At 69.9% G+C, this 22,373-nt stretch carries 21 protein-coding genes and 1 tRNA gene; 15 read left to right on the top strand and 7 right to left on the bottom strand.

Features of this window, described 5'->3' with window-relative positions; all coding sequences use genetic code 11:
• Window positions 1-5: 5 nt before the first annotated feature.
• The 3 genes from ACIBVP_RS25415 to ACIBVP_RS25405 are packed head-to-tail and all read left to right on the top strand — an operon-like array spanning window position 6 to window position 3,405.
• Window positions 6-416, top strand: coding sequence for a VOC family protein (locus tag ACIBVP_RS25415; protein ID WP_396108805.1), 411 nt, complete (start codon window positions 6-8; stop codon window positions 414-416).
• A gap of 36 nt (window positions 417-452) precedes the next feature.
• Window positions 453-2,837 carry an ATP-binding cassette domain-containing protein gene (locus ACIBVP_RS25410; RefSeq protein ID WP_396108804.1) on the top strand — a complete coding sequence of 795 codons (2,385 nt, stop codon included), beginning with the start codon at window positions 453-455 and terminating at the stop codon, window positions 2,835-2,837.
• Window positions 2,824-3,405, top strand: a complete 582-nt coding sequence (locus ACIBVP_RS25405) for a class I SAM-dependent methyltransferase (RefSeq protein WP_396108803.1) — start codon at window positions 2,824-2,826, stop codon at window positions 3,403-3,405. The genes ACIBVP_RS25410 and ACIBVP_RS25405 overlap by 14 nt, the downstream gene beginning before the upstream one ends.
• A gap of 10 nt (window positions 3,406-3,415) precedes the next feature.
• Here the strand turns inward: ACIBVP_RS25405 and ACIBVP_RS25400 are convergent.
• Window positions 3,416-3,489 (bottom strand) — tRNA-Gly (locus tag ACIBVP_RS25400).
• Between the two features lie 49 nt (window positions 3,490-3,538).
• On the opposite strand from ACIBVP_RS25400, the gene dcd reads away from it, so the two are divergent.
• A complete protein-coding gene (gene dcd / locus ACIBVP_RS25395; RefSeq protein WP_396108802.1) occupies window positions 3,539-4,120 on the top strand; it encodes a dCTP deaminase in 582 nt (193 codons plus the stop codon).
• Here dcd and ACIBVP_RS25390 read toward each other — a convergent pair.
• Entirely contained in the window at window positions 4,076-5,272 is a 1,197-nt protein-coding gene (locus ACIBVP_RS25390) for an MFS transporter (RefSeq protein WP_396108801.1), read from the bottom strand. The two genes, dcd and ACIBVP_RS25390, sit on opposite strands and share 45 nt — an antisense overlap.
• Before the next feature lie 169 nt (window positions 5,273-5,441).
• On the opposite strand from ACIBVP_RS25390, the gene ACIBVP_RS25385 reads away from it, so the two are divergent.
• The 7 genes from ACIBVP_RS25385 (at window position 5,442) to ACIBVP_RS25355 (ending at window position 11,255) form a co-directional block, all read left to right on the top strand.
• Window positions 5,442-6,152, top strand: a complete 711-nt coding sequence (locus ACIBVP_RS25385; RefSeq protein ID WP_396108800.1) for a DUF4097 family beta strand repeat-containing protein — start codon at window positions 5,442-5,444, stop codon at window positions 6,150-6,152.
• 149 nt (window positions 6,153-6,301) lie between these two features.
• Window positions 6,302-8,158: a molecular chaperone DnaK gene (gene dnaK, locus ACIBVP_RS25380; protein ID WP_396108799.1), complete on the top strand. Its 1,857-nt coding sequence runs from the start codon at window positions 6,302-6,304 to the stop codon at window positions 8,156-8,158.
• Window positions 8,155-8,871 (top strand): nucleotide exchange factor GrpE, encoded by a 717-nt coding sequence (gene grpE, locus ACIBVP_RS25375; protein WP_396108798.1) that lies wholly within the window; start codon window positions 8,155-8,157, stop codon window positions 8,869-8,871. Before dnaK ends, grpE begins: the two co-directional genes overlap by 4 nt.
• Before the next feature lie 21 nt (window positions 8,872-8,892).
• A complete protein-coding gene (gene dnaJ, locus ACIBVP_RS25370) occupies window positions 8,893-10,080 on the top strand; it encodes a molecular chaperone DnaJ (RefSeq protein ID WP_396108797.1) in 1,188 nt (395 codons plus the stop codon).
• Window positions 10,080-10,508 (top strand): heat shock protein transcriptional repressor HspR, encoded by a 429-nt coding sequence (locus tag ACIBVP_RS25365; RefSeq protein ID WP_396108796.1) that lies wholly within the window; start codon window positions 10,080-10,082, stop codon window positions 10,506-10,508. The genes dnaJ and ACIBVP_RS25365 overlap by 1 nt, the downstream gene beginning before the upstream one ends.
• Window positions 10,509-10,590: 82 nt before the next feature.
• The gene (locus tag ACIBVP_RS25360) at window positions 10,591-10,860 is read left to right on the top strand and encodes a type II toxin-antitoxin system VapB family antitoxin (RefSeq protein WP_396108795.1); all 270 of its coding nucleotides are present in this window, start codon (window positions 10,591-10,593) and stop codon (window positions 10,858-10,860) included.
• Entirely contained in the window at window positions 10,857-11,255 is a 399-nt protein-coding gene (locus ACIBVP_RS25355) for a type II toxin-antitoxin system VapC family toxin (protein ID WP_396108794.1), read from the top strand. Before ACIBVP_RS25360 ends, ACIBVP_RS25355 begins: the two co-directional genes overlap by 4 nt.
• Before the next feature lie 8 nt (window positions 11,256-11,263).
• Here ACIBVP_RS25355 and ACIBVP_RS25350 read toward each other — a convergent pair whose 3' ends face one another.
• Complete coding sequence (locus tag ACIBVP_RS25350) at window positions 11,264-12,442, bottom strand: globin domain-containing protein (protein ID WP_396108793.1); 1,179 nt, start codon at window positions 12,440-12,442, stop codon at window positions 11,264-11,266.
• 319 nt (window positions 12,443-12,761) lie between these two features.
• On the opposite strand from ACIBVP_RS25350, the gene ACIBVP_RS25345 reads away from it, so the two are divergent.
• Window positions 12,762-13,415, top strand: coding sequence for a pyridoxamine 5'-phosphate oxidase family protein (locus ACIBVP_RS25345; RefSeq protein WP_396108792.1), 654 nt, complete (start codon window positions 12,762-12,764; stop codon window positions 13,413-13,415).
• 288 nt (window positions 13,416-13,703) lie between these two features.
• Window positions 13,704-16,295: an ATP-dependent chaperone ClpB gene (gene clpB, locus ACIBVP_RS25340; RefSeq protein WP_396108791.1), complete on the top strand. Its 2,592-nt coding sequence runs from the start codon at window positions 13,704-13,706 to the stop codon at window positions 16,293-16,295.
• Between the two features lie 54 nt (window positions 16,296-16,349).
• Here clpB and ACIBVP_RS25335 read toward each other — a convergent pair whose 3' ends face one another.
• The 4 genes from ACIBVP_RS25335 to ACIBVP_RS25320 are packed head-to-tail and all read right to left on the bottom strand — an operon-like array spanning window position 16,350 to window position 20,727.
• Window positions 16,350-18,470 (bottom strand): alpha/beta hydrolase family protein, encoded by a 2,121-nt coding sequence (locus ACIBVP_RS25335; protein WP_396108790.1) that lies wholly within the window; start codon window positions 18,468-18,470, stop codon window positions 16,350-16,352.
• A 9-nt stretch (window positions 18,471-18,479) separates the two neighbouring features.
• A complete protein-coding gene (locus ACIBVP_RS25330; RefSeq protein WP_396108789.1) occupies window positions 18,480-19,463 on the bottom strand; it encodes an ABC transporter permease subunit in 984 nt (327 codons plus the stop codon).
• Window positions 19,460-20,341, bottom strand: a complete 882-nt coding sequence (locus ACIBVP_RS25325) for an ABC transporter ATP-binding protein (RefSeq protein ID WP_396108788.1) — start codon at window positions 20,339-20,341, stop codon at window positions 19,460-19,462. The genes ACIBVP_RS25330 and ACIBVP_RS25325 overlap by 4 nt, the downstream gene beginning before the upstream one ends.
• The gene (locus tag ACIBVP_RS25320) at window positions 20,338-20,727 is read right to left on the bottom strand and encodes a GntR family transcriptional regulator (protein WP_396108787.1); all 390 of its coding nucleotides are present in this window, start codon (window positions 20,725-20,727) and stop codon (window positions 20,338-20,340) included. The genes ACIBVP_RS25325 and ACIBVP_RS25320 overlap by 4 nt, the downstream gene beginning before the upstream one ends.
• A gap of 120 nt (window positions 20,728-20,847) precedes the next feature.
• Here ACIBVP_RS25320 and ACIBVP_RS25315 point away from each other — a divergent pair, with 120 nt between their 5' ends.
• Window positions 20,848-21,546 (top strand): hypothetical protein, encoded by a 699-nt coding sequence (locus ACIBVP_RS25315; protein ID WP_396108786.1) that lies wholly within the window; start codon window positions 20,848-20,850, stop codon window positions 21,544-21,546.
• Window positions 21,546-22,325, top strand: coding sequence for an SDR family NAD(P)-dependent oxidoreductase (locus ACIBVP_RS25310; protein WP_396108785.1), 780 nt, complete (start codon window positions 21,546-21,548; stop codon window positions 22,323-22,325). The genes ACIBVP_RS25315 and ACIBVP_RS25310 overlap by 1 nt, the downstream gene beginning before the upstream one ends.
• Window positions 22,326-22,373 lie beyond the last annotated feature (48 nt).

Below are 22,373 nucleotides of genomic sequence, written 5' to 3'. Positions count from 1 at the left end.
CCGCCATGGACATCACGATTCACTCCGCGTACCTCCCGCACAACGACCGGGACGAGTCGCTGGCCTTCTACCGCGACATCCTCGGCTTCGAGCTCCGCAAGGAGGTCGGCTACAACGGCCTGTACTGGCTCACCGTCGGCCCACCGAACCAGCCGGAGACGTCCATCGTCCTGACGCCGCCCGCCGTGGACCCCGGTCTCACCGATGACGAGCGCAACACGATCATCGAGATGATGGCCAAGGGCACCTACGGCGGGATCAACCTGGCGTCCAAGGACCTCGACGGCCTCTTCGAGCACCTGCAGGCCAAGGGCGCCGAGATCGTCCAGGAGCCGACCGACCAGCCGTACGGCATCCGCGACTGCGCCGTCCGTGACCCCGCGGGCAACCTGCTCCGCATCCAGCAAGTGGCCTGAGCCCGGCCCGCCCCACCCTTGGAGACAGACAGACCCATGCCGCCGAAGACCGCCAAGCAGGCGCCCGCCGCCCACGCCGCCGACAGCCACGACCTGATCCGCGTGCACGGCGCACGCGTGAACAACCTCAAGGACGTCAGTATCGAGCTGCCGAAGCGCAGGCTGACGGTCTTCACGGGGGTGTCGGGCTCGGGCAAGAGCTCCCTGGTGTTCAGCACGATCGCCGCCGAGTCGCAGCGGTTGATCAACGAGACGTACAGCGCGTTCGTGCAGGGCTTCATGCCGTCGCTGGCCCGCCCCGAGGTGGACGTGCTGGAGGGGCTGACGACCGCGATCATCGTCGACCAGCAGCGGATGGGGTCCGACCCGCGGTCGACGGTCGGCACCGCGACGGACGCCAACGCGATGCTGCGGATCCTGTTCAGCAGGCTGGGCACGCCGCACATCGGGTCGCCGCAGGCGTTCTCGTTCAACGTGGCGTCGATCAGCGGCGCGGGCGCGGTGACGCTGGAGAAGGGCGGGCAGAAGTTCAAGGAGCGCCGGGAGTTCTCCATCACCGGCGGCATGTGCGCGCGCTGTGAGGGCCGGGGCAGCGTCAACGACATCGACCTGACGCAGCTGTACGACGAGTCGAAGTCGCTGAACGAGGGCGCCATCACGATCCCGGGCTACAGCATGGACGGCTGGTACGGCCGGATCTTCAGCGGCTCCGGGTTCTTCGACATGGACAAGCCGGTCCGCAAGTTCACGAAGAAGCAGCTGTTCGACCTGCTCTACAAGGAACCGACCAAGATCAAGGTCGAGGGGATCAACCTGACCTACGAGGGCCTGGTCCCGAAGATCCAGAAGTCGATGCTGTCCAAGGACGTCGACTCCCTGCAGTCCCACGTCCGGGCGTTCGTCGAGCGGGCCGTCACGTTCCAGACCTGCCCGGAGTGCGACGGGACCCGGCTCTCGGAGCTGGCGCGGTCGTCGAAGGTCAAGGGCGTCAGCATCGCGGACGCGTGCGCGATGCAGATCAGCGACCTCGCCGAGTGGGTGCGCGGGGTCAGGGACAGGTCGGTGGCGCCCCTGCTGGAGAAGCTGGGGCACACGCTGGACTCGTTCGTGGAGATCGGTCTGGGCTACCTGTCGCTGGACCGGCCGGCGGGCACGCTGTCCGGTGGTGAGGCGCAGCGCACCAAGATGATCCGCCACCTCGGCTCGTCGCTCACCGACGTGACCTACGTGTTCGACGAGCCCACGATCGGATTGCACCCGCACGACATCGAACGGATGAACAACCTGCTGCTCCGGTTGCGGGACAAGGGCAACACGGTCCTGGTGGTGGAACACAAGCCGGAGACCATCGCGATCGCCGACCACGTGGTCGACCTGGGGCCGGGCGCGGGCACCGGCGGTGGCGAGGTGTGCTTCGAGGGCACGGTCGACGGGCTGCGCGCGAGCACGACGGTGACCGGTCGCCACTTCGACGACCGCACGGTGCTGAAGGACGACGTGCGGACGCCGACCGGCGCGCTGGAGGTGCGTGGCGCGTCGACGCACAACCTGCGGGACGTGGACGTCGACATCCCGCTCGGCGTGCTGGTGGTCGTGACCGGGGTGGCCGGGTCGGGCAAGAGCTCGCTGATCCATGGTTCTGTCGAGGGTCGCGAGGGCGTCGTGGTCGTGGACCAGACCCCGATCCGCGGATCGCGCCGCAGCAACCCGGCGACCTACACGGGCCTGCTGGAGCCGATCCGCAAGGCGTTCGCCAAGGCCAACGGCGTGAAGCCGGCGCTGTTCAGCGCCAACTCCGAGGGCGCGTGCCCGGCGTGCAACGGCGCCGGGGTCATCTACATGGACCTCGGGATCATGGCCACGATGGAAACGACGTGCGAGGAGTGCGAGGGCAGGCGTTTCCAGGCGTCGGTGCTGGAGTACAAGTTCGGCGGCCGCAACATCAGCGAGGTCCTGGCGATGCCGGTCGCGGAGGCCGAGGAGTTCTTCGCGAACGGCGAGGCGGCCACCCCGGCGGCGTACAGGATCCTCGACCGCCTGGAGGACGTCGGCCTGGGCTACCTGACCCTGGGCCAGCCCCTGACCACCCTCTCAGGGGGCGAACGTCAACGCCTGAAGCTGGCCACCCACATGGGCGAGAAGGGCGGAATCTACGTCCTGGACGAGCCGACCACAGGCCTGCACCTGGCGGACGTGGAGCAGTTGCTGGGCCTGCTGGACCGCCTGGTCGAGTCCGGCAAGTCGGTCATCGTCATCGAGCACCACCAGGCGGTGATGGCCCACGCGGACTGGATCATCGACCTGGGCCCGGGCGCGGGCCACGACGGCGGCCGGATCGTCTTCGAAGGCACCCCGACCGACCTGGTGAAGAACCGCAAGACCCTGACCGGCGAACACCTGGCGACGTATGTCGGCGTCTGACTGGGACGCGGAGGCGGCCAGGTTCGACGAGCAACCGGACCACGGCCTGCGAGCCCCGGAGATACGGTCGGCGTGGCGGGAGCTGCTGTTGTCGGCACTCCCACCCGCACCCGCCCGCGTCGCAGACCTCGGCTGCGGCACAGGCAGCATCACACTGCTGCTGGCGGAAGAGGGCTACGAGGTGACCGGCGTGGACCGGTCACCGGCCATGGTGGCAGCGGCCGCCGCCAAGGTCGCCGGCGTGGCGGAGGTCCGGGAAGGCGACGCCGCGTTCCCACCACTGGAACCGTCGTCGTACGACGTGGTCTTCGCCAGGCACGTGCTGTGGACACTGCCCGACCCCGAAGCGGTGGTGGGCCGGTGGCTCGAACTGCTACGCCCAGGCGGCCGCCTCGTACTGGTGGAGGGCCGCTGGCACACAGGCGCGGGCCTGACAGCAGCCCGCTGCCGGGAACTGGTCACCCCACACAGCGGCGAGGTCTCAGTACACAACCTGAACGACCCACAACTGTGGGGAGGCCCCATCACTGACGAGCGCTACCTGCTTGTCAGCCAACAAAAGGGCTGATGAGAAGCGTTGGAGCGGATGACGGGAATCGAACCCGCGTTCTCAGCTTGGGAAGCTGATGTTCTACCATTGAACTACATCCGCAGTGTGCCGCCAGATCCTATACGACGACGGCTCTCGCTAGGGTAGGCGGGTGTTGTTGAGTGATGGTGACCTCCGCAAAGAGCTGGCTTCTGGTCGGTTGGGGCTGGATCCGTTAGACGAGGCGATGATCCAGCCGTCGAGTATCGACGTGCGGCTTGACCGGTTCTTCCGTGTCTTCAACAACACGAAGTACACGCACATCGACCCGCGTCAGCAGCAGGACGACCTCACGGCACCTGTCGAGACGGTCGACGACCAGCCGTTCGTCCTGCACCCCGGGGAGTTCGTGCTCGGGTCGACCTTCGAGTCGGTCAACCTGCCCGACGACCTCGCCGGGCGGCTGGAGGGCAAGTCGTCCCTGGGGCGCCTCGGCCTGCTGACCCACTCGACCGCCGGGTTCATCGACCCCGGGTTCACCGGGCACATCACACTGGAACTGAGCAACGTCGCGAACCTGCCGATCACCCTGTGGCCCGGCATGAAGATCGGGCAGCTCTGCCTCTTCCGGCTCACGAGCCCCGCCGAGAACCCCTACGGCTCCACGGTCGCGGGCTCCCGCTACCAGGGACAACGCGGCCCGACGCCGTCACGGGCGTACCTCAACTTCCACCGCGTCGAGACGCGCCGCTGACTCGCCCGCCACCGGCGTCAGCGCCGCGCCCGCCGCGGGGAACACGGCGGCCAGGGCCAGTGCGAGCGGGTAGCCGAACGCGGTGATCAACGCACTGAACAGCGGTGCGGCGGCCATGGCCACGATGTTCTGGCCCGTGTTCTGCACGCCGAGGGCGCGGCCCGCCCAGAACGGGCCCGCCAGCTCGGCGGTGGCGGTGAAGCCGAGACCGTTGTCCGTCACCGACACGACCAGTGCCGCCAGCAACGCGGCGATCGCCAGCCACGGCAGGTCCAGCGCGTCGCCGACGCCCCACAACACGATGGTCGTGAGGGCGCCGAACGCGATGAGGCGCATCGGGCGCAGGCGGCTTCCCGCCCGGTCGGACCACACGCCGGCCAGGATGCGGCCCGCCGCGCCCGCGATCTGCACGACCGCGACGAGTTGCCCCGCCGCCACCGGGCTCCAGCCCCGCTCCGACACGAGGTAGGTCACCGCGAACGTCGCCGCCACGAACTGGGGCACCACGAGCATCGCGCTGGCCGTGTGCAGGCGGACCAGCGTGGTCGCGACCCGGCCGGTGTACGGCGACTCGGCGGCCGCCACCGTCCGTTCCGGGCGGGGTGGGTCCACGACCACGAACCACACGAGCAGCGCCGACAGGAGACACAGCACCGCGGGCAGTGCGACCGCGGTCGCGACGCCGAAGTGGTGCGCCAGCGGTGGCAGGGTCGCCGCGGCGATGCCGACGCCGACGGGCTGCGCGGTCTGCCGGATGCCCATGGCGAGCCCGCGCTCGCGTGCGCTGAACCAGCCGAGCACCACCCGTCCGCTCGCCGCGTTCACCGACGCCGACGCGGCTCCGGCGACCAGCAGCCCCAGTCCGAAGAGCACGAACCCCGGCAGCGTCAGGCTCACGAGCAGCAGCACACCGGTCAGCGCGAGCCCGGTCGTCATCACGACCCGCTCGCCGAACCGGTCCGCGGCCGCGCCCCACGAGATCAGCGCCGGCAGCAGGCCGAGCAGCGGCGCCGAGATCAGCACACTGGCCGAGGTCAGGGACAGGCCGTGGTCGGTCCGCAGCGCGGGGATGAGGAACGGGAGACCGTAGAGGAAGCTCGACGTGGTCGCCTGTGCCAGGAGTCCGGTGGCGAGGATGAACCAGCGTCGCATGGTCGCACCGTAACTCCCCTCTCCTGAATAGTGGGAACGATTTCCCGGCATGTGAGACGCCCGGGTGAGGGTTTCCCCAGGGGCGACTCGGGGGCGTCCCGGATGTCCGGGCCCCGCGGTCGGCCATAACGTCGTGCCCACACAGGAAAGCTGAGCGGAGGCGTGGCAGATGGGGAGCATGCGCGTGGTGGCGGGGATCACGGTCGGAGCGGCCGGTCTCGTCCTTGCCGGATGCGGGTGGGTCGGGCAGGACAGCTTCGACGACCGCGAGACGCTCGGTCAGACGATCACCGAGGTGCGGTTCGCCAACGACTCGGGCGACGTCGCCATCAAGGTCGGTGACACCGCCGAGGTCGCGCGTACCGTCAGGTACGGGGGCGACATGCCGGGCAAGAGCCACCGCGTCGAGGACGGTGTGCTGGTCATCGAGGCGTGCCCGGTCCGCGACTGCTCGATCGACTACGAGCTGACCGTCCCGGCCGACGTGCGGGTCAGCGGTGAGGTCCAGTCGGGCACCGTCGAGGTCACGGGGGTGGCGACGGTGAACGTGACGGCGGAGTCGGGCGACATCACGGTCCGGGACGTGGTCGGCCAGGTGAACGCCTCGGTCCAGTCCGGCACGCTCGACCTGAGCGGTATCGGGGGCGCGGTCGTGGCCGGTGCCGAGTCGGGTGACGTGCGGGTCGGGCTCGACGCCGTGAACAGCGTCTCCGTCGAGACGCAGAGCGGGAGCATCGACGTGACCGTGCCGAGTGGCGCGTACCACGTCACGGCGTCCACCGAGAGCGGCGACATCGCCAACGACCTGGAGGACGACCCGTCCGGCACACCCATCGAGGCGAGCGCGCAGAGCGGCGACGTCACCATTCGCACCGCGTAGGGAACACGGCGGGCCGCCCGGTCGTTGAGGGGTTCAGAAAGGTTGAGCGCGAGGGGCTCAAGTCTGGTTTGACGATTGATCAGATCCGACGGCAAACTTGAGCGGTATTCACTCAACCCAGCCAGGAGCAGAAAGCAGGAGGGAAACCAATGGCGCGAGCGGTCGGTATCGACCTGGGGACGACCAACTCCGTCGTCGCTGTCCTCGAGGGCGGTGAGCCGACGGTGATCGCCAACTCCGAGGGTTCGCGGACGACCCCGTCCATCGTCGCCTTCGCCAAGAACGGCGAGGTGCTGACCGGTCAGCCGGCGAAGAACCAGGCCGTGACCAACGTGGACCGCACGGTCCGTTCGGTCAAGCGGCACATGGGCACCGGCTGGTCGACGGAGATCGACGGCAAGTCCTACAGCGCGCAGGAGATCAGCGCCCGTGTGCTGATGAAGCTGAAGCGCGACGCGGAGGCCTACCTCGGCGAGCCCATCACCGACGCGGTCATCACCGTCCCGGCGTACTTCGAGGACGCCCAGCGCCAGGCCACCAAGGAGGCCGGGCAGATCGCCGGCCTGAACGTGCTGCGGATCGTGAACGAGCCGACCGCGGCCGCGCTGGCCTACGGCCTGGACAAGGGCGAGAAGGAGCAGACCATCCTCGTGTTCGACCTCGGTGGTGGCACGTTCGACGTGTCGCTGCTGGAGATCGGCGAGGGCGTGGTCGAGGTCCGCGCCACGTCCGGTGACAACCACCTCGGTGGCGACGACTGGGACCAGCGGATCGTCGACTGGCTGGTCGAGAAGTTCAGGCAGTCCTCCGGCATCGACCTCACCAAGGACAAGATGGCGCTGCAGCGCATCCGTGAGGCCGCCGAGAAGGCGAAGATCGAGCTTTCCAGCAGCAACAGCGCCAACATCAACCTGCCGTACATCACGGTCGACGCGGACAAGAACCCGCTGTTCCTCGACGAGACGCTGTCCCGCGCCGAGTTCCAGCGGATCACCAGCGACCTGCTGGACCGCACCCGCGCGCCGTTCAACAACGTGATCAAGGACGCCGGCATCAAGGTCGGCGACATCGACCACGTGGTGCTGGTGGGTGGCTCGACCCGCATGCCGGCCGTGACCGAGCTGGTCAAGGAGCTGACGGGCGGCCAGGAGCCGAACAAGGGCGTGAACCCGGACGAGGTCGTCGCCGTCGGCGCGACCCTGCAGGCCGGTGTCCTGCGCGGTGACGTCAAGGACGTCCTGCTGCTGGACGTCACCCCGCTGTCGCTGGGCATCGAGACCAAGGGCGGCGTGTTCACCAAGCTCATCGAGCGGAACACGACCATCCCGACCAAGCGGTCGGAGATCTTCTCCACCGCGGACGACGGCCAGACCACGGTCGGCATCCAGGTCTTCCAGGGTGAGCGCGAGATCGCGGTGCACAACAAGAAGCTGGGCACCTTCGACCTCACGGGCATCCCGCCGGCACCGCGCGGCGTGCCGCAGATCGAGGTCACCTTCGACATCGACGCGAACGGCATCGTCCACGTCAACGCGAAGGACCTCGGCACCGGCAAGGAGCAGTCGATGACGATCACCGGCGGCTCGGCGCTGCCGAAGGACGACATCGACCGCATGGTCAAGGACGCCGAGGCGCACGCCGAGGAGGACAAGCGCCGCCGCGAGGAGGCCGAGACCCGCAACCAGGCCGAGACGCTCGTCTACCAGACGGAGAAGTTCGTCAAGGACAACGACGAGAAGATCCCTGCCGAGGTCAAGGACAAGGTCAACACCGCGATCAAGGAGGCCGAGGAGTCGCTGAAGGGCACCGACATCGCGGCCATCAAGACCGCGATGGAGAAGCTCGCGACCGAGTCGCAGGCCATGGGCTCCGCGATCTACGCGCAGACCGGCGCCACCCAGGACGCGGGTGCCGCGGGCGGTGAGCAGGCCGGTGGCCAGCAGCAGTCCGCGGGCGCCGAGGACGTCGTGGACGCCGAGATCGTCGACGAGGACGGCAAGAAGTGACTACCCCGTCGCAGCCGCGATCGACCGACGACCACGGAGAGGAGCCACGCGTAGTGGTGCGCGACCGGCGTCGAATTGATCCGGACACCGGCGAGGTCCGGCCGCCCGCCCCCGAACAGGAGGCGGGCGCGCCGGAGGCCGAGGCCGGTGCCGCACCCGAGACCGCCGTCGAGGCGGAGGTCGTGCCGAGTCAGGAGGCGGAGCTGAAGGCGCAGCTCGACGAGCGGACCGCGGACCTGCAGCGACTGCAGGCCGAGTACGCCAACTACCGCAAGCGGATCGACCGGGACCGCGAGTCCGTGGTCAACACCGCGAAGGCGTCGGTGGCGGGCGAGTTGCTGGCCGTGCTCGACGACATCGAGCGCGCCGCCCAGCACGGCGACCTGACCGGTGCGTTCAAGGCGGTCGCCGACAAGCTCGTGGTGACACTGGAGCGCACGGGCCTGGAGGCGTTCGGGCACGAGGGCGAGCCGTTCGACCCGTCGGTGCACGAGGCCGTCCAGCACGACACGTCACCGGACGTCGCCGGGCCGACCGTGACCGCGGTGCTGCGCCGCGGCTACCGGTTCGGTGACCGGATCGTGCGGGCCGCGCTGGTCGCGGTCACCGACCACGAACCGGGTCAGGCCGATGCGGCGCCCGCCGACCAGTCCGAGGACGAGGCGTCGGCAGGCTGGTTCGACCCGAACGACAAGACGAACGAGCAGATCTGATCCGGAGGGAGGGGACGTCCGGTGAGTGCGCGGGACTGGATCGACAAGGACTTCTACCGCGAGTTGGGCGTCTCGTCCGACGCCACCGACGCCGAGATCAAGAAGGCGTACCGCAAGCTCGCTCGTGAGCTGCACCCCGACGCCAACCCGGGCAACGCCCAGGCGGAGGCGCGGTTCAAGGCGGTCTCCGAGGCCTACGGGGTCCTCGGCGACGCGGAGAAGCGCAAGCAGTACGACGAGGCCCGCCGGCTCTTCGGAGCCGGCGGGTTCCGCCCCGGCGGCTTCGGCGGTTTCGGCGGGGGCGGCGGCGGATCGACGTTCGACTTCAGCGACATCTTCGCCGGCACGCAGACCGGCGGCGGTGCCGCGGGCGGCGGGTTCAGCGATCTGCTCGGCAACCTGTTCGGCCGCCGAGGCAGCGGAACGGCTGCCACCAACCGCGCGCGGCGGGGCGCCGACGTGGAGACCGAGGTGCGGATCGACTTCGTGGAGGCGGTGAAGGGCGCGACCGTCCCGTTGCGCCTGTCGAGTCCCTCCACGTGCGACACCTGCCACGGCTCCGGCGCCAAGCCGGGCACGACGCCACGCACGTGTCCCACGTGTGCGGGCGCGGGCCTGGTCAGCCGGTCGCAGGGCGCGTTCGCGTTCAGCGAGCCGTGCCGGGACTGCCGCGGGACGGGCCGGATCGTCGACGACCCGTGCCCCGAGTGCGGCGGTGACGGCGTCAGCACGAAGCAGCGGACCCTGACCGTGCGCATCCCGCCGGGCGTCGACGACGACCAGCGGATCCGCCTCGCGGGCCAGGGCGAACCGGGCAACGGCGGCGGCAACGCGGGCGACCTGTACGTGCGGGTGCACGTCGCGCCGCACGCGGTGTTCGGCCGGTCGGGCAACGATCTGACGTTGAAGGTGCCGGTGACCTTCGCCGAGCTGGCGCTGGGCACGACACTGGAGGTGCCGACACTCGAGGGCAAGGTCGCCCTGCGGGTGGCTCCCGGCACGGCCAGCGGCCGGGTCCTGCGCGTGCGCGGCAAGGGCATCGTCCGGCGCGACGGCCAGGCGGGCGACCTGCTGGTGACCCTGCAGGTGGCGGTTCCGTCCACCATGGACGACAACGCCAAGGCCGCGCTCGAGCAGTACGCGGCCGCGACCGCGGAGCACGACCCCCGACCGGATCTGACCGCGATGCTGACCGAACGGAGTCGGTGATGACCGGGTTCCCGTTCCCGCCCGGAGCGGACGAGGACACACCCGTCTTCGTGATCTCCGTGGCCGCCGAGCTGTCCGGGCTGCACGCACAGACCCTGCGCGGCTACGACCGGATGGGCATCGTCTCTCCCGGCCGCACGTCCGGCGGCGGCCGCCGGTACTCCATGCGGGACATCGCCGTGCTCCGCGAGGTGCAGCGGCTGTCCCAGGAGCACGGCGTCAACCTGGCCGGGATCAAGCGCATCATCGAACTCGAGAACGAGGTCGACGCGCTGCGCGCCAGGGTGGCGGAGCTGACCGAGGAACTGGCGGCGGTCCACGCGGCCGCCGAACAGGCCGCGGCCGCCATCCACCGCTCCTACCGGAACGAACTGGTGCCGGTGACGCGCCAGACCGCACTGGTGGTGTGGAAGCCACGCAAGAAGTAGCTGTACAAACCGGGCGGCGCTTTCGGTCAACGCACCGGAAGCGCCGCCCGGCGCGTTACACCATTGTTGGTACCTTTACACCATGGCCTTGAACATCAAGGATCCGGAGGCTGAGCGACTTGCCGCTGAGGTCGCCGCCCTGACCGGTGAAAGCAAGACCGCCGCCGTCCGCGTCGCCCTTCGTGAACGCCGTGAGCGGTTGACCGCCCGGAGCGGGCCGCGAGCCCGGACTCTCCGACGTTTCCTCGAGGACGAGATCTGGCCGCGAGTACCGACCGAACTCCAGGGCCAGCCGCCGATGACGAAGGCCGAACGTGAAGAGATCCTCGGCTATGGCCCGGAGGGCGTGTGATCATCGACAGCTCGGCCGTCGTGGCGGTCATCCTGCGGGAAGAGGGCAGCGAACGCGTTCTCGAGGCGCTCGAGACCGCGGATGCCTGTCGGGTCGGCGCGCCCACTCTCGTGGAAACGGCGATGGTGCTGACCGGCAGGCTGGGTGACGAGGGCCGGACGATGCTTCTGTCTCTCTTGCGAGAAGTGAACGTCGACGTGCTGTCGTTCAGCGACGCGCACTGGCGGACCGCGCAGAGCGCGTTCGTCCGCTACGGCAAGGGACGTCATCCGGCAGCACTGAACTTCGGCGACTGCCTCACGTACGCGACGGCATACGTCGCGGGCGAGCCGCTTCTCTGTGCAGGTGACGACTTCGCGCAGACGGATCTCGAACTGGCGATCAAGCCCGCGTGACCGGTAGATCAGTCCACGGTGAACGGGTCGTACGTGATGCGGTCCAGCGCTGTTCCCGCGACCAGCATCCGCGACACCGTCGACCGGACCATGGCCGGTGAGCCGGACACGAGCACGTCGTGGTCCTGCCAGGCACCGTAGCGGGTGACCACGTCCGCCAGCGTGCCCTTCTCCACCGCGGGCAGCGTCGAGTCCGACTCCAGCACCGGAACGACCTTCAGCCACGGGTTGGTCGTCGCCGTGTTCTGGAGGATCTCCAGGTCGTACAGGTCGGCGCGGACACGGCCGCCGAAGAAGAGCTGGACCTTCGGGTTCTCGCCCCACTGCGCCAGGTGCTCGACGATCGCGCGCATCGGGGCGATGCCGGTGCCGCCCGCGATCATCAGCACGTCCCGGCCGGACTCGCGGTTCACCGCCAGGCGGCCCATCGGCGGGCCGATGCGCCACACGTCGCCGACCTCGCCGTGCGTCACGATCGCGCGGGAGACCCAGCCGGTCTGCACCGCGCGGATGTGGAACTCCAGCAGGCCGTCCTCGCGTGGCGCGGTGGCCGGGGTGAGGTAGCGCCACATCCTGGGCCGCTGCGGCACCTCGATGCTCAGGTACTGCCCCGGCTGGTACGGCACCGGCTGGTCCGGGCGCACCCGGACCACCGCCAGGTCCCTCGTCAGGCGGTGGCGTTCGACGACGGTGCCGTTCCACCAGGCGGGGCCGTCGTCGGCGGTCGACGCCTCCAGCATCGCCCTGGCCATGATCGTGTACGCCTCGGCCCACGCCCGTTCGACCTCGTCGGTCCACGCGGGCTTCGCGTACTGCTTGATCGCGGCGAGCAGCGCCATGCCGACGGCCTCGAAGTGGCTCGGGATCACGCCGAACTTGCGGTGGTCACGGCCGAGCTGCCGCAGGAAGGGCAGCAGGTCGTCCGGGCGGTCCACCATCTGGACGATGTGGACGAGGGCGCGCAGCAGCCGCGAGCGCTGCACCTCCATGTTCACCGGGAACATCTCCCGGGTGGCGGGCGCGATGCCGAACAGCGTCGCGTAGAAGTGCTTCGCGACCAGGTCGGCGTGCGGTTCCGCGACGGTCCAGCTGTCACGGACCAGGCGCACCATCGTCGCGAGTGGTTCCTCGCTCTGCTGCCGGCCGTCCTGGTTGGGTAACGGGCTTACCACGGCGTTGGCTGTCATGGTCGGGACACAGTCCACCTCTCGGCGTCCGGGGCTCGACGCCAGGTCACCTCGGACGTCATCCGTCCCCGACATCGAGACACTAGACGGAAACTCCCCGGTTGTCCGCCCTCCTTCCACTTTCGTGTGATTGGCAACTACGTGGAGTGGTCAGTTGGAACGTTCGGGCGACATGCCGGGGACGTGTTCGCATTTACCTCGCCGTTATGAAACCGTGTCCGCCGTGCGTCCTGATCTGGTGACTCCCACGGGCGTCGCTGATGCGGCCCTCCTCGACCTAGAGATCGCGGAACCCCCGGTAACGGCGCCGCCACCGCCAGTGGACCCCCCGACGGTCCAATTTCACCCGATCGGCTCACTTTCGGTACCAGGGTGCGATGGCGAGCGGCTGCTGCAGCGGGCCTACGGCACGACCGACCGTGCCGAGCGCTTCTACCGCGACCAGGTGCTCGACCACCTGAACCCCGAGATGGTCGAGTTCGTCGGGCGGATGGAGATGGCGTTCGTCGGCACGGCCGACGCCGCCGGCGAGTGCGACTCCAGCTTCCGCGCGGGCCCGCCCGGCTTCCTGCACGTCCTCGACCCACGGCGCGTCGCCTACCCCGAGTACCGGGGCAACGGCGTGCTGGCGAGCCTCGGCAACATCAGCGAGAACCCGCACGTCGCCGTGCTGATGATCGACTTCGTGCGGGACCTGATCGGGCTGCACGTCAACGGCCGCGCCGGCATCATCGACGACACCGAGCTGCGGCGCGACCACCCCGGCCTCCCCGCCGGCGACGAACGCGGGCGCACCCCCGAGCGCTGGGTCGTCGTGCACGTGGAGGAGGCCTACGTCCACTGCCGCAAGCACATCCCGCGGTTGCGGCCGGTCTCCCGCGACCGGGACTGGGGCACCGACGACACGCGGCGCAAGGGTGGGGACTACTTCAACGTCCGCGCGCGCCAGAACGCGCCCGCACCGCTGAGCTGATCGCGGCGCGTGCGGAGCGAACCGTCCAACACATCACTCGGGTGGCGGTAGCGCGCCACGCCGGGAACTCTTGACCTTGGCGCCGAGGTGCATCGTGCACACCTGCCTGTGGATAAACACCTGGGGTTTGTGGACAGGTGGGTACCTGTTGTGGACAACCCTGTTAGGACATGTGGGTGAGGCGGAACCAGGCCATCGTGACCTTGCGCTAAGTCGAGGTTGAGCGGAACACGCTCAACTTTGCTGACGTTAGGCATAGTGAGTCAGAACGTTGCACGTGAGGGGACCATGGACGCTTTCAACCCGACGACCAAGACCCAGCAGGCCATCTCGGCCGCGGCGCAGGCCGCGACGGTGGCGGGCAACCCCGATGTGAAGCCCGTGCACCTGCTCGGCGCGCTGCTCGCGCAGGGCGACGGGCTGACCGCGCCGCTGCTGCAGGCGGTCGGTGCCGACCCGAACGTGGTGCGCAAGGAGCTGGACCAGCTGGCGAACTCGCTGCCGTCCGCGACCGGCTCGACCGTGTCCGCGCCACAGCTCGACGGTGAGGCACTGCGCTCGGTCACGCACGCGCAGAAGCTCGCGACCGAGATGGGCGACGAGTACGTCTCCACCGAGCACCTGCTGGTCGGCCTCGCCGCGCAGGGCGGTGCGGTCGGTCAGCTGCTGAACCGGCACGGCGCGACCCCCGAGGCGCTGCGTGAGGCCTTCGCCAACGTGCGCGGCTCGGCGCGGGTCACCAGCCCCGACCCCGAGTCGACCTACAAGGCGCTCGAGAAGTACGGCCTCGACCTCACCGACCGGGCGCGCAAGGGCGAGCTGGACCCGGTCATCGGCCGGGACGCCGAGATCCGCCGGGTCGTGCAGGTGCTGTCGCGGCGGACCAAGAACAACCCGGTGCTGATCGGTGAGCCGGGCGTCGGCAAGACCGCGATCGTCGAGGGGCTCGCCCAGCGGATCGTGGCCGGTGACGTGCCGGAGTCGCTGCGGGGCAAGAAGGTCGTGGCGCTGGACCTCGGGTCCATGGTCGCCGGCGCGAAGTTCCGCGGCGAGTTCGAGGAGCGGCTGAAGGCCGTCCTCAAGGAGATCACCGACTCGGCGGGCCAGGTCATCACGTTCATCGACGAGCTGCACACGATCGTCGGCGCGGGCGCGACCGGCGAGGGCGCGATGGACGCGGGCAACATGATCAAGCCGATGCTCGCCCGAGGTGAGCTGCGGATGGTCGGCGCGACCACGCTCGACGAATACCGCGAGCACATCGAGAAGGACGCCGCGCTGGAGCGCCGCTTCCAGCAGGTGCTGGTCGGCGAGCCGTCCGTCGAGGACACCGTCGGCATCCTGCGTGGCCTCAAGGAGCGCTACGAGGTGCACCACGGTGTGCGGATCACCGACGGTGCGCTCGTCGCCGCGGCCGCGCTGTCCGACCGGTACATCACCGCGCGCTTCCTGCCGGACAAGGCCATCGACCTGGTCGACGAGGCCGCGTCCCGCCTGCGCATGGAGATCGACTCCCGGCCGGTCGAGATCGACGAGGTCGAGCGGGCCGTGCGGCGCCTCGAGATCGAGGAGATGGCGCTCGAGAAGGAGGACGACCCCGCGTCGCGGGAGCGGCTGGCCGCCCTGCGCGGTGAGCTGGCCGAGAAGCGGGAGGCGCTGACCGCGCTGACCGCCCGCTGGCAGAACGAGAAGGGCGCCATCGAGAAGGTCCGCGACCTCAAGGAGGAGCTGGAGCAGCTGCGCGGCGAGTCGGAGCGGGCCGAGCGCGACGGTGACCTCGGTCGTGCCGCCGAGCTGCGGTACGGGCGTATTCCGACGCTGGAGAAGGACCTGGAGGCCGCCACCGCGACCGCCGAGCGGGCCGAGGAGCAGGCCATGCTGAAGGAGGAGGTCGGCCCGGACGACGTCGCGGACGTCGTGTCCGCGTGGACCGGCATCCCGGCGGGCAGGCTGCTCGAGGGCGAGACCGCGAAGCTGCTGCGCATGGAGGAGGCCATCGGCGGGCGGGTCGTCGGCCAGGCCGAGGCCGTGCGGGTCGTGTCCGACGCGGTGCGGCGCGCACGCGCCGGTGTCGCGGACCCGGACCGGCCGACGGGCTCGTTCCTGTTCCTCGGCCCCACCGGTGTCGGCAAGACCGAGCTGGCGAAGGCCCTGGCGGAGTTCCTGTTCGACGACGAGCGGGCCATGATCCGCATCGACATGTCCGAGTACTCGGAGAAGCACTCGGTCGCGCGGCTGGTCGGCGCGCCGCCCGGCTACGTCGGCTACGACCAGGGCGGCCAGCTCACCGAGTCCGTGCGGCGGCGCCCGTACAGCGTGGTGCTGCTGGACGAGGTCGAGAAGGCGCACCCGGACGTGTTCGACGTGCTGCTGCAGGTCCTCGACGACGGTCGCCTGACCGACGGGCAGGGCCGCACGGTCGACTTCCGCAACACGATCCTCGTGCTGACGTCGAACCTCGGTTCGCAGGCGATCGCGGACGTGACGCTCGACGAGCAACAGCGCAGGGACGCCGTGCTTTCGGTGGTGCAGCGGCACTTCAAGCCGGAGTTCCTGAACCGGCTCGACGACGTGGTCGTGTTCGGCTCGCTCGCGACCGAGGAGCTGACGTCCATTGTGGACATCCAGATCGCCGCGCTCGGCCGTCGCCTGACGGCCCGCCGCCTCACGCTGGACGTGAGCCCGGCGGCGCGGGACTGGCTGGCCATCAACGGTTTCGACCCGGTGTACGGAGCGCGTCCGCTGCGGCGGCTGGTGTCGTCGGCCATCGGTGACCAGCTAGCGAAGTCGTTGCTGTCGGGCGAGATCCGCGACGGCGACACGGTCCGCGTGGACGTCACCCCGGACAACGCGGCGCTGATCGTCGGCCGCGCCCTGTAGGTGATGAAGGGGTCCTTCCTCACGCCGTGCGTGAGGAAGGACCCCTTCATGTCATCAGGCGCAGAAGGAGATCTCCGGGTACTCCGGTGACGGCGCCGTCAGCAGTGGTCGCTCCTCGCCACGCAGGTTCCGGTCCAGGAACGCGCCGACGTACGCCCGCGTGATCGCCTGCACCCGCTTCCCGTCGACGGTCGCGCCGAGGTCGACGCCCAGCTGGTCGGCCAGCAGACCGACGTCGGTGAACGACGCGTGCTGCGCACCGTGCAGCGTGAGCCACCGCTTCCACGCGGTCAGGTGCCGCCAGTCGTCCTTGACGAACGGCTCAGAACAGGACGGGAACGGCGCACCTGGCGGGTACTTGATCAGGTACAGGAACGGGCGATCCAGGTTCTCGGTCAACGGGATGTACGCCCGGCCGTCGATGTCGAACCCGGCCGTGATCCGCTCGTCCGCGACCAGCGCGGTGGTCGCGCTGCCACCGCCCGCCGAGTGACCGCCCATCGCGATCCGCGCCGGATCGATCCGCCGGTACCGGCGAAGCAGCTCGTCGAGCACGAACGACACGTCCTTCGCCCTGCTCCGCGCCAGTGTCTCCCAGAACCCCGGCAGGTGGTCGACCTCGCACGACGCGCAGCCGACGAACCGCCCGTCGGGGAAGCTCGTGCCGTAGTTCTCGTACGTGTGACCGACGACCGCGACGAAGTAGCCGTGGCTCGCGAGGTCCTCGGCCAGCGCGGTGAGCGTCGCGCGTGGCTTCGTGTAACCCGGCGACAGCACCACGAGCGGCGACCGGCCGACGGGCCGGGCGTTCCGCACGGAGTTGGTCCGCACGGTCGTCAGCAGGTCCGGCGGCAGGTCGGTGAGGCCGCCGTCCTCCAGCAGCGCCGCCGATTCCGCCGCGGTCACGTACGCGGTCTTCTCGCCGTGCGACCTCGCCGTCGGGTAGAACAGCGTGACCATCAGCTCCCGGTAGGGCACCGAAGGCACCCACGGGTCGGGCCTGGACGTGTCCTTCAGGTACAGCGACCTCGAACCGACCGGCCGCTGCCCCGTCGGCTCCGGCAGCGTGAGGTTCTTCGGGAACGTCACCTCGGGGTACCGCGACGACGGTTCGTCCAGCAGCGGCTGGGCTTTCCCGCGCAGGTGCAGGTCCAGGAACGCCCGGACGTAGGTGCGTGTGATGGCCTGCGTCCGCTCGGCCGTGGTGGTGGCCCCGGTGTCGAAACCCATCTGTTCCAACAGGATCCCGACGTCGGTGAACGACACGTGCTTCGCGCCGTCGACGAGCAGCCAGCGTTTCCAGCCGGTCATGTCCGCCCAGCTGGTCTCCCAGGTGCCGGCCGGTGCGCCGCTGCCCGGCGTGTACTGCTCCGCCCGGCCGAGGAACAGGAACGGCTTCGCCAGCCCGCTTTCCGGGATGACGTCGTGGGTGCTGCCGTCGACGTCGAACCCGGCCCTGATCCGGGAGTCGGTGAGCAGCGCGGGAACGCCGCTCGCGCCACCGGCGGAGTGACCGCCCATCGCGATGCGGGACGGGTCGATCTGCCGGTACCGGCGGAGCAGTTCGTCGAGCGTGAACGACACGTCGTCCGCCCGGCCCTGGGTCAGCCTGATCCAGTCCGACTCGTCCTTGGCCATCTCGCACGTGACGCACGTGGTGATCCGCCCGTCGGGGAAGGACTGCCCGACGTTCTCGTGGGTGTGGCCGACGACCGCGACCAGGTAACCGTGGCTCGCCAGGTCCTCGGCCGTCGCCGTGAGCGTGGCGCGGGGCTTGCTGTGGCCGGGCGACAGCACGACCAGCGGCAGGCTCCGTGGCCGTCCCGAGAGCGGGGCGTTCTGGACGGCGTTGGTGTGCACCGTGCTCAGCAGGTCGGGGGGCAGGTCGGTGAGACCGCCGTCCGCCAGCAACAACCGGGACTCGTCCGGCGTCATGTACCGCGCCTTCGGTCCGTGGGAGGACGCGGTCGGGTAGAACAGCGACACCATCAGTTCCCGGTAGGGCACGTCGGGCAGCCACGGGTCGGGTCTGGACGTGTCCTTCAGGTACAGCGCGGTCGTCCCGACCGCCTGTGTCCCCGTCGGTGCGGGTAGCCGGAGTGCCTGGTCCGCGGTCGCGGTGGGCGCCGCGGGCACGGTGAGCGCGAGCGCGGTCAGGACGGTGACGGTACGCATGGATCCCCCTCACACATGGCGAATTCGTCGGTAGCAGAACCAGGCCAGCAGCGCGGAAAGGGCGAGGAACAGGCCGGTCTCCAGCCATTGCAGCGGCCAGAAACGGCTGCCGGGCTGGTAGGTGACGCGCTGGGAGTAGCCGAGATCGGCCAGTTTCCCGATGCACGCCTTGATCTGTGCGATGTCCGGCAGGCGATCCTCGCTCGCCGGGGGCGGCAGGCAATCGCCCACCTCGGGCAGCGGGCGGACCGCGGTGCCCGTCGAGTCGACGGTCTCGTTGGCGAGCATCCACGCACCCGGCGGCTTCGGGAAGACGATCTCCTCGATCACGCCGCTCTCGTTCCCCTTGATGCCCATGATCGAGCTCGGCTCGATGGCGATCGTCTCCTCGACCGGCGGCAGCACGTACGGCCGGACGAACAACGGCACCGCGACCATCACGGCCGTGAACACGACGAGCGTGACGGCCATGGCGGCGACCGTGCGGCGCAACAGGACGCCGACCGCGACCCCGAGCACGAACGCGAACGCGGCGTACCCGACCGGCGCGATGCCGCGTGCCGCGAAGAACACCGGTGACATGCGTGTCAACGCGAAGTACTCGGTCTCCTGCGCGGCCGCGGCGTCGATGGGGCCCGCCCACCAGCTGACGGCGGCGCTGAGCAGACCGGCGGCGATCACGGCCGCCACGACACCGACGCCCAGCTTCGTCGTGAGCCAGCGGCCGCGGGTGATGCTCTGGTTCCACACGAGGTTGTGCGTGCCGGTCTCCAGCTCGCGCGCCACCAGCGGCACGCCCCAGAACACGCCGATGACGGCCGGCAGCGCGTACACCATGATCGACGTGCCGCCGTACATCACGTCCATGTCGGAGAAGTCCGTGCGGTTCACCAGGTTCTGGCCGGTGATCGCGAGGAACGCGCACACCGCGACGACCGCCGCGTACACCGAAGCGGCCGGGATCCGGAACTGCCGCCAGGTCAACCAGGTCATCGCAGGACCTCCAGTGCGGGGCGGGCGGTGACCGGGTTGCTCATGTACTCGAGCACCAGGTCCTCCAGGGTGAGGCTCCCGACCGTCCACGTTGGATCGAGGACCGGTCCGTCCGTGCGCACGACGACCGTGGTCTGCCGGTCGGTGTGGCTCGACGAGATCACGTGCTGGTCCGACGGCAGCGTGTCGAGGTCGCGCCGGGGGCCGCTCAACCGGTGGTGCGTGGCGAGCAGGTCCTCGACGTCGCCTGCGATCCGCACCTGCGAGTCGACGAGCACGATCATGTGGTCGCACACCCGCTCCAGGTCCGCGACCAGGTGGGACGACAGGACGACCGACACGCCGTGCTCCGCGACCGCCTCCATGAGGTCGGACAGGAACTCGCGGCGCGCGAGCGGGTCGAGCGCGGCGACCGGTTCGTCGAGCAGCAGCAGCTCGGGCCGTTTCGCGATGCCGATGGTGAGCGCGAGCTGTGCGCGCTGACCGCCGGAGAGCTTTCCGGCCTGCTGCTTCGGGTCGAGCCCGATCCGCTCGATCCGCCGCTGCGCGAGCTTCGCGTCCCAGTTGGGGTTGAGCCGCTCACCGAGCCGCAGGTGGTCCTCGACGGTCAGTCCCGCGTAGACCGGCGTGCTCTGCGCGACGTAGCCGACCTTCGCCAGCTGCTCGGGGCCGCTGCCCGGCAGGCCGCCGCACACCTCGATGGTCCCGGCGGTCGGTTCGAGCATGCCCGCGGCGAGGTTCAGCAGCGTCGACTTGCCCGCCCCGTTCGGGCCGACGAGACCGGTCACGTGACCCGGCTCGATCTCCAGCGTGCAGCCGGCGAGTGCCCACCGGCGCTTGTACTTCTTGCCCAGTCCCTGGGCCCGCAGGACGGTCACGCTATGTCCTCTCTCGCGGCGTCGCGAAACGTGGACATGAACAACGCCTCGATGCTCTCGTCGTCGAGACCGGCCTTGCGGGCCTTGGCGAGCCAGCGCCGCAGGTCCTGGCGCAGCGGGCCGTGGGCGAGCGTGTTGTGGGCGAGCGTGGCCGTCACGAACGTGCCCACGCCCGGCCGTGCCGCGACGAGCCCTTCGTGTTCCAGCTCCCGGTACGCCTTGAGCACGGTGTTCGGGTTGATCGCGAGTGCGGCGACCACGTCCTTGACCTTCGGCAGCTGGTCGCCTTCGCGGAGCAGGCCCAGCCGGAGCGCGTGCCGCACCTGTTGGACCACCTGTTGGTAGGGCGACAGGCCGGACCTGCCGTCCAGGTGAAACTCGATCACGACTTCCTCCATTTATCTAGCTACCTAGCACTATAGATAAACAGGCGGCCGGTGCGCTACTACGAGTGACAAGGGGCCTGTGATCTTCGTTCCGGCGCCATGACGGCTACTCTTTGGCGGGTGGGCATACCGGCATGGGTGTGGTTCGTCGTGGCGGTGGTCGCCGGGCTGGCCGGCGCCGCGCTGTTGCTGCGTGACCGCGCCCGCCTGACCTCGCGAAACCGGGAGCGCCGCCGCTGGGCCGCGCTGCGGGGCTGGCAGTTCGCGGAAACCGACCACCTGCTGCCGACCCAGTGGGAAGGCGGCGCGATCGCGTTCCACGGTGGTGGTGTCGCGCGCGACGTGGTCGCCGGGTCGACCTTCACCGCCGACGGACGCCGCAAGGTGTACGTGTTCGACCTGGAGTCGAACGGCCGCGTCGTCGCGGTGGTCGTCGCCGTCCAGTGCCGCCGCGTGCTGCCCGCCGTGGTCGAGCTGTGGCTGCCGAGCGCACCGTTCCAGCGCGACACGATGCCCGAGCTGCTCGGCCCCGTCGGCCAGCGCTACGCGTTCGTGTCCGACATCAACTCCGCGCGCGGCCTGATCACCCCGGACCTGGTGGACGCGACGGAGGAGATCGGCGCGGACATCCCGGTGGCGTGGATCGAGGCGGGCTGGGTGCTGGCGAGCGTCGCACCGCACGCGTCACCGTCCCGCCTGGAACGGCTGCTGCGTGGCGTCGGCGAGATCGCGGACGTCATCGACCCGTTCGACGCCGAGATCGACCCGGTCGGCGAACAGGAGCACCCGTCAGGACGTCACGGGGAGCGCCAGGACTGATGCCGACAGCGCTTGTCACCGGGGCCACCGCCGGGATCGGGGCCGCCTTCGCCAGGAAGCTCGCCGCCGAGGGCTGGGACCTGGTCATCGTCGCGCGCACCAAGGAGCGGCTCAAGGAGGTCGCCGCCGAGCTGTCCGACCGGCACGGCGTCACCGTCACGCCCATGGCCGCGGACCTGTCCGTCGCCAGAGCCCGCAAGCGGGTGGAGGAGCGGCTGCAGAACGCGGAGCAGCCGATCGACCTGCTGGTCAACAACGCGGGCTTCGGTACCCGGGGCGCGTTCGCCACCACCGGCCTCGACCACCTGCAGGCCCAGCTGGACGTGAACGTCACGAGCGTGCTGCGGCTCACCCACGCGGTGCTGCCCGGCATGATCGACCGCGGCCACGGCGCGGTCGTCAACGTGTCGAGCGTGGCGGGCTTCTTCCCGGCCACCGGCCCGACCTACGGGGCGTCGAAGGCGTGGGTCACCGCGTTCTCCGAGGGCATGGCCGTGAACCTCGCGGGCACGGGCGTGCGGGTGATGGCGCTGTGCCCCGGGTTCACGAAGACGGAGTTCCACGACCGTGCGGGCGACGACAAGGCGCCCCTGCCGGACCGCCTGATGCTGGACGCGGACCGCGTGGTGGCCGACTGCCTGCGTGACCTCCGGCGCGGACGGACGCGGTCGGTGCCGGGTGCCATGTACAAGGCGCTGCTGGCCGTGCCCAGGCTGCTGCCGAGCGCCGTGCTGCGGCGCCTGGAGGCCCGGGTGACGAGTGGCCGCGACCGCACCTGACGTACGTGAGTATTCGGACAATGGCTGCGCCACGCCGTTCGCGGTGAC

Origin of the sequence: Actinophytocola sp. NPDC049390, from assembly GCF_044466355.1 — a bacterium.
Classification (GTDB): Bacteria; Actinomycetota; Actinomycetes; order Mycobacteriales; family Pseudonocardiaceae; genus Actinophytocola.
The sequence above is the reverse complement of the archived record's forward strand: the minus strand, read 5'-3'. Positions and strand labels throughout refer to the sequence as shown.